10 protein-coding genes and 1 pseudogene are annotated in these 12064 nt (G+C 73.1%); 4 read left to right on the top strand and 7 right to left on the bottom strand.

Annotated features, from left to right (window positions below; genetic code table 11):
- Positions 1 to 6: 6 nt before the first annotated feature.
- The gene (locus KV381_RS09305; RefSeq protein ID WP_030622445.1) at positions 7 to 1002 is read right to left on the bottom strand and encodes a Gfo/Idh/MocA family protein; all 996 of its coding nucleotides are present in this window, start codon (positions 1000 to 1002) and stop codon (positions 7 to 9) included.
- Between the two features lie 89 nt (positions 1003 to 1091).
- On the opposite strand from KV381_RS09305, the gene KV381_RS09300 reads away from it, so the two are divergent.
- A complete protein-coding gene (locus tag KV381_RS09300) occupies positions 1092 to 2561 on the top strand; it encodes a multidrug effflux MFS transporter (RefSeq protein ID WP_218785043.1) in 1470 nt (489 codons plus the stop codon).
- Positions 2562 to 2588: 27 nt separating this feature from the next.
- On the opposite strand, the gene KV381_RS09295 is transcribed toward KV381_RS09300, so the two are convergent.
- Positions 2589 to 3908, bottom strand: coding sequence for a hypothetical protein (locus KV381_RS09295; RefSeq protein WP_030080931.1), 1320 nt, complete (start codon positions 3906 to 3908; stop codon positions 2589 to 2591).
- A 218-nt stretch (positions 3909 to 4126) separates the two neighbouring features.
- Here KV381_RS09295 and KV381_RS09290 point away from each other — a divergent pair, with 218 nt between their 5' ends.
- Entirely contained in the window at positions 4127 to 5122 is a 996-nt protein-coding gene (locus KV381_RS09290; RefSeq protein ID WP_218785042.1) for a small ribosomal subunit Rsm22 family protein, read from the top strand.
- A gap of 14 nt (positions 5123 to 5136) precedes the next feature.
- Here KV381_RS09290 and ddaH read toward each other — a convergent pair.
- A pseudogene (ddaH, locus tag KV381_RS09285) lies at positions 5137 to 5973 on the bottom strand (dimethylargininase); the annotation flags it as partial.
- Between the two features lie 254 nt (positions 5974 to 6227).
- Between ddaH and KV381_RS09280 the strand changes: the two are divergent.
- Positions 6228 to 6857, top strand: coding sequence for a TetR/AcrR family transcriptional regulator (locus tag KV381_RS09280; RefSeq protein ID WP_030080925.1), 630 nt, complete (start codon positions 6228 to 6230; stop codon positions 6855 to 6857).
- A gap of 163 nt (positions 6858 to 7020) precedes the next feature.
- On the top strand, positions 7021 to 7767 hold the full coding sequence (locus tag KV381_RS09275) for a bifunctional DNA primase/polymerase (RefSeq protein ID WP_030622456.1): 747 nt from the start codon (positions 7021 to 7023) through the stop codon (positions 7765 to 7767).
- 73 nt (positions 7768 to 7840) lie between these two features.
- Here the strand turns inward: KV381_RS09275 and KV381_RS09270 are convergent, their stop codons facing one another.
- The 4 genes from KV381_RS09270 to KV381_RS09255 form a co-directional block, all read right to left on the bottom strand.
- On the bottom strand, positions 7841 to 8863 hold the full coding sequence (locus tag KV381_RS09270) for a hypothetical protein (protein WP_103538163.1): 1023 nt from the start codon (positions 8861 to 8863) through the stop codon (positions 7841 to 7843).
- A 136-nt stretch (positions 8864 to 8999) separates the two neighbouring features.
- On the bottom strand, positions 9000 to 9839 hold the full coding sequence (locus KV381_RS09265; RefSeq protein ID WP_030080919.1) for a heme ABC transporter ATP-binding protein: 840 nt from the start codon (positions 9837 to 9839) through the stop codon (positions 9000 to 9002).
- A complete protein-coding gene (locus tag KV381_RS09260; RefSeq protein WP_181007923.1) occupies positions 9836 to 10972 on the bottom strand; it encodes an iron ABC transporter permease in 1137 nt (378 codons plus the stop codon). Before KV381_RS09260 ends, KV381_RS09265 begins: the two co-directional genes overlap by 4 nt.
- Positions 10969 to 12051: a hemin ABC transporter substrate-binding protein gene (locus KV381_RS09255; protein WP_030080915.1), complete on the bottom strand. Its 1083-nt coding sequence runs from the start codon at positions 12049 to 12051 to the stop codon at positions 10969 to 10971. Before KV381_RS09255 ends, KV381_RS09260 begins: the two co-directional genes overlap by 4 nt.
- Between the last annotated feature and the right edge of the window lie 13 nt (positions 12052 to 12064).

Raw genomic sequence — 12064 nt, 5'->3', positions numbered from 1 at the left:
CCGGGCTCAGCGGTCCGCCGGATAGCGGACGCCGATGCGGTCCCGCACCGCGTCGAGCGTCCGCATCACCGCGAGCGAGCCCGCCGTCGGGACGAGCGGCGACTCGGTCTCGCCCGCCCGCACCGCGCGCATCACCTCGGCGGCCTCGTACTGCATGCCCGAGAGCCCCTGCGGGCCGGGCCCCGAGGTGATCGTCTCCGGCTCCGCGCCCGCCCGCCGCAGCACGACGTGGTCCGGGTGGAAGAAGTCGCGCGGGATGTCGATCCGCCCGGCCGTGCCGATGACGGTCGCCGCCGTCGGGTGGTGGCCGACGATCGAGCACGAGAGCAGCGCGTTCGCGCCGGAGTCCCAGCCGAGCAGCATCCCCGTGTTCAGGTCGACGCCCTCGGGGGAGAGCAGCGCGTCGGCCTGGATCCGGTCCGGCTCGCCCAGCAGCAGGTGGGCGAACGACACCGGATAGACCCCGAGGTCCAGCAGCGCCCCGCCGCCCAGCTCCGGATCGCGCAGCCGGTGCCCCGGAGCGAAGTCGCCCGCGAAGCCGAAGTCCGCCTGTACGGTACGGATCTCGCCGATCGCCCCGTCGCGGACCAGCTCCGTCAGCCGGCGGACCACCGGGTTGAGGTAGGTCCACATGGCCTCCATCAGGAACAGGCCGCGCTCCCGGGCCAGCTCCACCAGCTCCACCGCCTCCCGGCTGTTGAGCGTGAACGCCTTCTCGCACAGCACGTGCTTTCCGGCCCGCAGCGCCAGCCCGGCCGCCGCGTGGTGCGCCGAGTGCGGGGTGGCCACGTACACCACGTCCACCGCATCGTCGGCGACCAGCTCCGCCCAGCTGCCGTAGGCCCGCCCGATCCCGTGCCGCTCCGCGAAGGCCCGCGCCGAGGCCTCCGTACGCGAGGCGACGGCCACCACCTCCGCGTCGGGCAGCTTCTGTACGTCCGCCGTGAACGTCGCGGCTATGCCGCCCGTCGCCAGAACACCCCAGCGCACCGTCTCACCCATGCCCGCCACCCCAGCCCGCCCGAAAAAGGTATCGACCACTCCGGCCGAGCTGAGAGCATAGATGCGGATTCAACGATGTGGAGAAGAGAATGCCGGACAGCGGCGGCAGCCGGGCCCAGCGAGCGCACATACCCACCTCCGGGACCGGTCCCGGAACCGACGCGGACCTCAGGACCGGCCCGGGTGCCGACGGCGACCCGACCGTCCCGCACGGCGACGCGGGCGCCCTCGCCGTCGACCCGGCGGCCCCGCAGGCCACCGCCCCCGCAGGCCTGCCGGAAGCCCCTGTCCTGCCGAAGGCCCCCGGAGCCCCCGGCCTCTCCGGCCCGGCGGCGAAGGCCGCCCGGCGCACCGGGCTCCTGGTCACCCTGGTCCTCGGCGGACTCACCGCACTGCCGCCGCTGTCCATGGACATGTACCTCCCGGCACTCCCCGCGGTCACCGACTCGCTGAGCGCCCCCGCCGCCACCATCCAGCTCACCCTGACCGCCTGCCTGGCCGGCATGGCCCTCGGCCAGCTCGTCGTCGGACCGATGAGCGACCGGTGGGGCCGCCGGAAGCCGCTGCTCCTCGGCATGGTCGTCTACGTCCTCGCCACCGCGATCTGCGCCCTGGCCCCCACCGCCGAACTCCTCATCGGCTTCCGCCTGCTCCAGGGGCTCGCGGGCGCGGCCGGCATCGTCATCGCGCGGGCCGTGGTGCGCGACCTCTACGACGGCGTGGAGATGGCCCGGTTCTTCTCCACCCTGATGCTGATCTCCGGCGTCGCCCCGATCATCGCGCCGCTGATCGGCGGCCAGGTCCTGCGGGTCACCGACTGGCGCGGCATCTTCGTCGTCCTGACCGGCGTCGGCATCGCGCTCACCCTCGTCGTGTGGAAGTGGCTGCACGAGACGCTGCCGCCCGCCGACCGCCACACCGGCGGCGTCGCCGACGCCCTGCGGACCATGCGCGGGCTCCTCGCCGACCGGGTCTTCACCGGCTACATGATCGCGGGCGGCCTCGCCTTCGCCGTCCTCTTCGCCTACATCTCCGCGTCCCCGTTCGTCGTGCAGGAGATCTACGGGGCCTCGCCGCAGACCTTCAGCCTGCTCTTCGGTCTCAACTCGATCGGCCTGATCGCGGTCGGGCAGATCAACGGCAAGCTGCTCGTGGGCCGGTTCAGCCTCGACAAGGTGCTCGGCTTCGGCCTCGCGGTGATCGTGCTGGCCGCCGTCGCGCTGCTGCTCATGACGACCGGCGTCTTCGGCGAGGCCGGACTGGTGCCGGTCGCGGCCGGGCTGTTCGTGCTGATGTCGGCGATGGGCCTCGCGATGCCGAACACCAACGCCCAGGCCCTGATGCGGACCAAGCACGCGGCGGGCTCCGCCTCCGCGCTGCTCGGCACGTCCTCGTTCCTCATCGGCGCCATCGCCTCCCCGCTGGTCGGCATCGCCGGGGAGGACACGGCCGTCCCGATGGCCGTCGTCCAGGTCGTGTGCGCGGTGGCGGCGGTGGCCTGCTTCCTGCTCCTGTGCCGCCCCTGGCAGCGCGCGGGACGCGAGGCCGGCGGCCTCTGAGGCCCCGAGGAGCGGGCCGGGGACGGCTCAGCCGGTGCGCGGGTAGCCGATCAGATGCGTGCGGTCCTGCCGGTCCGTCCAGCGGAACACCCCGACCCCCGTCGTCTCCGTCCCCGGCAGCCGGGCGTTGCGCGACAGCCGCTCGGTGCTCCAGGTCGCGAAGTCCATCGTGACCGGGAGCCCGCCGCCGCTCAGCGCCTCCGAGGCGTCGCGCGCGTTCTCCGCCCCGTACGCGATGCCGTCGTCCGTCACCGTGGCCAGGGTCAGATGGGCGGTGCCGCCCTCGTCCTCGAAGCAGCGGCCCTGCTTGGCCTCCAGATCGAACGCCAGGTTCCCGGCGATCAGATACTCGCCCGAGGGCGAGAGGACCGCCTGCGGATAGCGCCCCGGCTTTATGGCGGGCCGGTGGCACTCCACCGAGGCGAGCACCTCGCCGGTGGCCGCGTCGTGCACCGCCCACAGCTCATGGGTCGCCGCCCGCTTGGTCTTCTTCGCGGGCGCCCACTTCGCCAGCACCTGGTCCGTGGTCACCGACGTCACCACACCGCTGTCCCGCTCGGTGCCCTTGGGCGCCACCTTCCGGCTGAACCAGCCGCCGCGCACCCAGAACTCCCGGGCCCCGCCCAGCAGCAGGCCCCCGGCCGTCTGGCCGTGCACCTCGGTGAGCTGCTTGCAGGCCGTGCAGCCCTTGGGGTACTTCAGCTCCGCCGCGCCCAGTTCGGATACCTCGCCGGTGACCGGGTCGACCAGCGTGCTGTTCGCCTTCGCGTCGCTGATCACGATGTCCGGCCCGGTCGTGCTGACGTCCGGGGCCCCGGACCACGGCACCTCGACGCGCTGCCGCTTCCCGTTGGTGACGTCGTACAGATCGAGCGCGAGGAAGGTGCTCGACGGGGACAGCCCGTCGCCGACCTTCCCGTAGGACCAGGTCACGAAGAACTGCCGGTCGCCCTTGGTCACCGTGGCGAGCTTCGGGTAGTGCAGCGGGTCCGGCGGCCGCCAGGCCCGGCTCTTCCAGCCCAGCTCGCCGGTGGCCGTGTCGACCGTGCGCAGCCGGTAGCGGTTCCCGTCGGCCCGCTCCAGATAGGCCAGCAGACCCGTCGCGTGGGAGACGGTGACGTCGGGGGAGGAGCCGATGATCTCCCAGCCCCGGTCCGTCGTGTACTGCGGCGGAACCGTCAGCCGGGTCACCGGACCCGCGCTCGGCAGCACCGGCTTCGCCGCCCCGGAGGCCGCGTCGTCCTTCCCGCCGCGGTCGGGGCTGCCACCGCAGGTGGCCAGCAGCAGGAGCAGGGCGAGAAAAACCACCCCGCCGACCAGGGTCAGCCGCACGATCTTCTGTCTCATGGCTCCCCGCCGGACCATCGTGATCTCCTGCCGTCCACGCGCGGGCCAGCGTAGCAACAGGCTTCCGGCCGTGTGGAGTTCGGCGGAATCCTGTTCCGTACCGGTTACCTGGAACCGCGGTGCGGGCCCGCCGCTCGGACCGCGTGGTCTCCCGTACCCCCGGGGGCGGCGGTGAAGCGGAATGCGTCCGCCGGGTCGCCTCCGCCTACAATTCGGCGGTGAACGTCACCCTCCCCACCGCACAGTCCCTGCGCGCGGCGCTGGCCGGGCTGCTCGACGGACTGCCGCCCAAGCAGGCCACGCAGGCCGTCGACCGGCTGATCGCCAGCTACCGCGGGGAGACCCCGACGAACGCCCCGATCCTGCGCGACCGCTCCGACGTCGTCGCGTACGCCGGGTACCGCATGCCCGCCACCTTCGAAGCCGTACGGTCCGCCCTCGACGCCCTCGTCGAGGCCGCGCCCGGCTGGACGCCCGCCACCCACACCGACGTCGGCGGCGGCACGGGCGCGGCGAGCTGGGCGGTCGCCGGGGCCTGGGAGGGCCCGGCCACCACCGTCCTGGACTGGGCCGAACCCGCCCTCGCGCTCGGCCGCGAACTGGCCGAGGCCTCCGGAGTGCCGGCGCTCCGCGACGTGCGCTGGGAGCAGGCCCGGATCGGCGCGGCCCTGGAGCTGGCCCCGGCCGACCTGATCACCGTCAGCTACGTCCTCAAGGAGCTGACGGCCGCCGCCAGGACCGAGCTGGTCGACGCGGCGGCGGCCGCCGGGCAGGCCGTGGTGATCGTGGAGCCCGGCACCCCCGACGGATACGCCCGGATCATCGAGGCCCGCGACCGGCTGATCGCCGCCGGGCTGAGCATCGCGGCCCCCTGCCCGCACAGCGACGCCTGCCCGATCGCCCCCGGCTCCGACTGGTGCCACTTCTCGGCCCGGGTCAGCCGCTCCTCGCTGCACCGGCAGGTCAAGGGCGGCTCGCTCAGCCACGAGGACGAGAAGTTCAGCTACGTCGTCGCCACCCGCTTCCCCACCGCCCCGGCGGCCGCCCGGATCACCCGCAGGCCGCAGATCCGCAAGGGCCAGGTGCTGCTCGAGCTGTGCACCCGCGAGGAGGGCCTGGCCCGCTCCACGGTCACCAAGCGGCACGGCGAGCTCTACCGGGCGGCCAGGAACATCGCCTGGGGCGACCCCTGGCCGCCGGAGAGCACCGGCTGACCGCGTGACGGTGCCTAGCCGCGCAGCTCCTGGGTGCAGCACTTCACGCTGCCGCCGCCCTTGAGCAGCTCGCCCAGATCCATCGGAATCGGCTCGAAGCCCCGGTCCCGCAGCGGGTCCAGCAGCCCCGTCGCGCCCTGCGGCAGCAGCACGTGCCGCCCGTCGCTCACCGAGTTGAGGCCGAACGCCGCCGCGTCCGCCTCCCGGGCGAGCAGCGCGTCCGGGAACAGCCGGCGCAGCACCGCCCGGCTGGCGGGGGAGAAGGCGTCCGGGTAGTACATGATCTCGTCGGCCGCCGCGTCCAGCACACAGAGCGCGGTGTCCAGGTGGTAGTAGCGCGGATCCACCAGATCGAGGCCGATGACCGGCACCCCGAAGAACTCCTGGGCCTCCATGTGCGACAGCGGGCTGGAGCGGAAGCCGCGCCCGGCCAGCAGATACGAGGCGGTGACGGCGAAGTCCCCCTCGCCCTCGTTGACGTGCTCCGGCTCATGGACCTCGGCGAAGCCGTGCTCCCGGAACCAGTCCCGGTGCGCCCCGGCCTCCTCGAACCGCTCCCGGTACGCGAACAGCGCGCCGAGCACCCGGCCGTCGATCACCGTGGCGCCGTTGGCGGCGAAGACCATGTCCGGCAGATCCGGGCGGGGCGTGAGCAGCTCCACGGTGTGGCCGAGGGCGCGGTAGCGGTCGCGCAGGTCCTCCCACTGGGTCTGGGCCAGCGGCAGGTCGACGGGTTTGGACGGGTCCATCCACGGGTTGATGGAGTAGGTGACCCGGAAGTGCGTCGGCGCGCACATCAGGTAGCGACGAGGGGTGGCGTCACGGTTCAACTCGGGCTCCTCGCGATCGGCGGCGGTGGCCGCGGAACGGTGGGATGCGCACGGTCTGTGCGTGAGCCCATGGTGCGCCGTGCGCGCCGGATCCGCAGTGAACCGATCGGGTGGTTCACCGGACCGCCCGGTCACGGACACCGGGACGCCGCTCGACGGCACCGGGACGGCACGCGGCGGTACGGGACGGCACGCGGCGGTACGGCCGGCGCCGGGGCGCCGCGTACCGGGACCAAGACGATACGTATCGGCTCGCCCGGCGCTAGATTGGCCGTATGGCACCCACCAAGGCACCCGACTCCAGCCGCCGCAGCGACCGCTCCCGCCGCGCGATCCACGACGCCGCCCTCGCCCTCGTCGGCGAGGTGGGCTACCGGCGCACGACGATCGAGGGTATCGCCGCCCGTGCGGGGGTCGGCAAGCAGACCATCTACCGCTGGTGGCCCTCCAAGGCCGCCGTGCTGATGGAAGCCTTCCTGGACCTGGCGGGCCGGGCCGCCGATGAGGCCGGTCCGGAGTCCGGCGAGGCCGCGCAGGGCATCCCCGACACCGGCGATCTCGCCGCCGACCTCAAGCTCGTCCTGCGGGCCACCGTCGACGAGCTGAACGACCCGGCGCTGGCGGTCCCCACCCGCGCGCTGACCGCCGAGGGCATCGTGGACGCGAAGCTGGGTGCCGAATTCGTCGAGAAGCTGCTCGAACCGCAGCTCGCGTTGTACGTCACACGGCTGCGGGCCGCCCAGGAGGCCGGAGACGTCCGCGCCGACGCCGATCCCCGGATCGCCCTGGAGCTGCTGATCGGCCCGCTGATGCACCGCTGGCTGCTCCGGACGCAGCCGCTCACCCACGCGTACGCCGACGCGATCGTCGACTACACCCTCGGCGGCCTCACCCCACGGCCCTGACCCGGCGATGATCGATATCCGGTATGTGGCGACATCGGGCGTGATGGTGCTCACTCGGTGCAGTGGTACACGGCCTCGCTGGTGAACTCTGGCCACCCGAACCGCAGGATGGTGCGACCATGGACAGGCAACGCTGAGGTGAACTGCTGAGGTGAGGGGATAGATGGGCGCCGATTCCGGCCGTTTCCGCGGCACAGAGAGCAGGATCTCCCAGTGGCTGCGGCGACGTCCCAAATCACCGGGGGCCGAAGCCGAGGAGTCGGCCAGAGTGGAGCTGCTCCTGGCGGTCGCCGACGCGGGTATGCCCATCGCCCCCGCCGCCCACCCCGTCGGATACCGATGTTCGTGCGAACGCATCGGCTGTCCCACCCCCGCCCGGCACCCCGTCTCCTTCGCCTGGCAGACGCAGTCGACCACCGACCGCGCCCAGATCGAGCGCTGGGCCGCCGGTCAGCCACAGGCCAACTTCATCACCGCGACCGGCATGATCCACGACGTGCTGGACGTCCCGCTCACCGCCGGCCGCAGCGCCCTGGAGCGGCTGCTCGAAGCGGGCATCGACGTCGGCCCGGTCGCCCAGTCCGGCGAGGACCGGATGCTCTTCTTCACCGCCACCCGCGGCACCCCCGAGGACGAGGACGAGTGGTGGCCCTGCGAGCTGGACTGCCATCCCGAGACCATGGACGCCCATCCGGGCCTGCGCTGGCACTGCCGGGGCAGCTATGTCCTCCTGCCGCCCGCCCGCCTTCCCGGTGAGCTGGACGTCCACTGGGTGCGCGGCCCCGAGCACGAGCTGCCCGACCCGCTGACCCTGCTGGAGACGCTGACCGACGCCTGCGCACGGTATGCGGGCAGCGCCGAGCAGAGCGAGCTGGACCACGACGCGATCGCCTGGCCGCTGAGCCGCTGAGCCGGGCCGAGCGGCCTCCCGCCTTCGGCGAGCCGTCCGCCCGGGCCGCTGACGGCTCGGGCGGACGGCGCCGCTAGGCGCCCTTCGCCGCGACCAGGCCCGGAAGCCGGTTCAGCATCCGCACCTTGTCGCCGGAGCCCCCGCCGGAACCGGCCCCGGCCGCCCCGGCGCGCGGCGGCACGTGCACCAGCTGGCTGGAGACCCGCTCCTTGGTGAGGCTGCTGTTCACCTCGCCGGTCAGCAGCGCCTTCACATCCCGGTTGACCTCCGGCCTGAGCCCCTTCGCCGCGGTCTGCCGCTCGAAGTGCTTGCTGCTGAAGAAGACCAGCGCCCCGCCGTCCTCGGTGCGCAGCCCGAGCGGCGCGAACGCCGCCCCGGTCAGCGGCTGGTCGATGTACTGGTACGTGAACCCCGCCCGCCGGGTGGTCCGCCGCGTCTCGCGCCAGCCCGAGGTCGCCGTGCCCGGCGTGAACACATCGGGCTCGCCGTCCCGCAGATACGCGGTGTAGGAGGCGCTCAGATCCGCCGGGGCGACGGCCAGCTCCTCGTCCTGCGGCTCCACCGGGGTGGCGAGCCCGTCCTCGTCCAGGGTGAACTCCGGTACCTGGGACGGCGGGACGACCGCGAGATACGACGCCTTCCACAGCGCGTCGGGGCCCGACCGTACGAACACCACCAGCCAGCGGGTGTCCAGCTTCCCGCCGTCCTGGTCGCGGTTGGAGTCGGTGTCCGCGAGGAACCAGCGCGGCCAGCCCGCCTTCTTGGGGATGATGTAGGTCGCGTCGTCCAGCACCAGCGGCTTGTGCGCCTTGTTGCCGTCCGGGTTGTACGTCTGCCGGGCCTTCAGGCCCGCCTGGTTGATCGCGCCGAGCGAACCCGTCACCCGGTCCGCGTCCAGCGCCGGATCGAACGCCTTGTCCGCCGCGTTGTAGGCGTCGGTGAAGTCCTTCAGCGCCTGCGCGGCCTCGGACTTCTTCGCCCCGGGCAGCACTTCGAGCTCCCCGTGCACCGTCACACAGCCGCTCGCCGTCAGGCACAGCACCGTCGCCGTCGCGAGCCCCGCCGTCAGCCGACCCAGTCCAGGGTGTCTCGTCATCCGCTGCTTCCGCGCCTTCTGATCCGTCGCCCGCACTGACCGTCGAAACCCTACCCGGGCGGTGAACGGCGTGCGGGCGGGGACCGGATACAGCGTCCACACCGTGACCTGAGCGCGGACGAGCCCGCGAACCGCGTCAGTTCCGGCGTACCGGCACGATCAGCGGCGTACCCGTACGCGGATGGGGGAAGACCTCCACCGGCTGCCGGTAGACCTCGCCGAGCAGTTCCCCGGTGAACACCTCGTCCGGCGCGCCCAGTTCCGCGATCCGCCCGTCGTGCAGCACGGCGGCCCGGTCCGCGTACGCCGCGGCGAGGCCGAGATCGTGCAGCACGACCACCACCGCGTCCCCGGCGGCCGCCCGCTCCCGGCAGATCCGCAGCACCAGCTCCTGGTGGCGCAGGTCCAGGGCGGCGGTCGGCTCGTCGAGCAGCATCAGCGGGGCCCGCTGCGCCAGCACCCGGGCCAGCGCCACCCGGGCCTTCTCGCCGCCCGACAGCGCGGAGAACGGCCGGCCCGCGAACCGGGTCACCTCGGTGGACGCCATCGCCGCCGCCACCGCCGCGTCGTCCTCGTCCTCCCGCTCCGTACCGGCCCAGGGCGCCCGCCCCATCCGTACGACGTCCTCCACCGGGAACGGGAAGGACAGCGCGGCGGACTGCGGCAGCACCGAGCGGCGCAGCGCCAGTTCGGGCGCGGACCAGGCGCCGGCCGGGCGGCCGTCGATCCGCACCTCACCGCTCCCGGGGGCCAGATCGGCGGCCAGCGCCGCCAGCAGCGTCGACTTGCCCGCGCCGTTCGGCCCGACCAGGGCGACCACCTCGCCCGCGTGCGCGGTCAGATCGACGGAGTCCAGCACCTGCCGCTGCCCGAGCCGGACCGACAGGCCGGCCGCCTCGACGGCACAGGAGCCGGCGGCGACGGGCGAGGGCAGCTCCCGGGGACGTACCGCGAACAGGTCTCTCAGCGTCCTCATGCCCAACCACCTTGCTTACGACGGGTCCTGCGCAGCAGCCAGAAGAAGAACGGGCTGCCGAAGAGCGCGGTCAGCACCCCGAGCGGCAGTTCGGCGGGGGCCGCGACCGTACGGGCCGCGAGGTCGCCCGCCACCAGGATCAGGGCGCCGCCGAGCGCACTGCCCGGGACGAGGAAGCGGTGGCCGGGGCCGTTCGCCATCCGCAGCAGATGCGGGACGAGCAGACCGACGAAGGAGATGATCCCCGCGACGGCGACCGCGGCGGCCGTCAGCAGCGCCACCACCAGCACCAGCACGATCCGCAGCCGCTCCACGTCCACGCCCAGGTGCCGGGCGGGCCGCTCGCCGAGGGCCAGCAGGTCCAGCTTGCGCGCGTAGAACGGGGCGATGAGGAGCCCGGCCAGCGCGCACGGCAGCACCGCCAGCACCTTGGGCCAGGTCGCCTGGGAGAGCGAACCGAGCTGCCAGAAGGTGATCTGGGTGATCTGCGCGTTGTCCGCGAAGAAGATGAACAGACCGATCAGCGCGCCCGCGAAGGCGTTGACGGCGATACCGGTGAGGATCAGCGTCACCACCTCGGTCCGGCCGCCGGAGCGCGACAGCGCGTAGACGAGCAGCACGGTGGCCAGGCCCGCGACGAACGCGAAGACGGTGATGGTCCAGTTGCCGAAGAAGGTCAGGCCGAGCGCGATCGAGGCGACCGCGCCGACCGCCGCGCCCGCCGAGATCCCGATCACACCGGGCTCGGCCAGCGGATTGCCGAACACGCCCTGCATCAGGGCGCCCGCGCAGCCGAGCGACGCGCCGACGAGCACCGCGAGGGCGACCCGGGGGAGCCGTACGTTCCACAGGACGCTCTCGCCGACCCGGTCCAACGCCTGGCCGCCGAGCCCGATCCGGTGCTGCACGGAGGACAGGACGTCACCGAGCGGAATGTTGTACGCGCCGATCGCGGCGGACAGCAGACAGCCGGCGAGCAGGGCGAGGGAGAGCACGGCGGTGAGGACGAACGCCCTGCTGCGAGGGGACTTGGGCACAGCGCCCGCCGTGCCCTCCGCGTCCTTCGGCCCTTTCGCGCCCTTGCCCGTGGACTTCCCCACGGGCTCGGTGCGTTCCTCGTACGAGGTGGTCACCGGCCCTTGCCGCCCTTCGCGTACAGCTGCTCGACGATCTCGGTGAGCACCCGGTCGGTGCGCGGCCCGTAGTTGAGCAGCACCCCGTCGTCGACCGTGACGACCCGGCGGTCCATGCCGGCCGGGGTCTCCGCGATACCGGGGATCTTCACCAGGCCGTCCATGCCGCCGACCGACTCGAACCCCTTGGTCATCAGGAGGATCGCGTCCGGCGCGGCCTTGGCGAGCGCCTCGCTGGTGATGGCGGTGAAGTCCTTGCTCAGCCCCGACTCCTTGCCGGCGTCGACCGCGCCCGCCGCCTCCAGCAGCGAACTGGCCCCGGACTCCGCGCCGCCCAGCAGATAGACGGAGGCCGAACCGCGCAGATAGAGGAAGGCGACCCGGGGCTTCTTGCCGTCGGCGTGGTCCGGGATGGACTTCTGGACGTCGGCGATCCGCTTCTCGGTGCGCTCCTTCAGCTCGGTACCGGCCGACGGTACGCCCAGGGCCTCGGCGACGGTGTCGATCCGGCGGCCGACGTCGTCGAGCCCCTTGGCCGGCTCGACGACGAGCAGCGGGATGCCCGCGTCACGGATCTGGTCGATCGCCTCGCTCGGCCCGGTGGTGGTGTCGGCGAGGACGATCGTCGGCTTCAGCGAGAGCACGCTCTCCGCCGAGACGTCATGGGCCCGGGTCACCACCGGGAGCCTTTCCGCCTGTTCGAAGGTGGCGGTGATGTCCCGGGCGACGACCTGCTTGCCGAAGCCGAGCGTGAAGACGATCTCGCTGAGCGATCCGGTCAGCGGCACGATCCGGTCGGTGGAGCCGATCGTGACCTTCGTGCCGTCCGCCGAGTCGACCGTCACCGGCAACTTCGGTGCGGGCGGGGCCGCCAGCGGCTCGACCCGGTCGGCGTCGGCGGAGCTCTTGCCGGACGCGGACTTCGGCGCGGGACCGTCACCTCCGCCGCAGCCGGTCAGGACCAGGGCGAAGGCCACGGCGGCGGTGAGGGCGGCGGCCGCCCTGCCCCGGGCCGGGCGACGGCGGGCCGTGCGTCCGGTGTCCGGGCCCGTCGGGGCGAAGTCCTGCGAGATGCGCACTGGGCACCGTCCT

Source organism: Streptomyces sp. WY228 (genome assembly GCF_019287315.1).
Classification (GTDB): domain Bacteria; phylum Actinomycetota; class Actinomycetes; order Streptomycetales; family Streptomycetaceae; genus Streptomyces; species Streptomyces caviscabies.
Note: the sequence above shows the minus strand (reverse complement) of the source record. Positions and strands in the feature narration are given on the sequence as shown.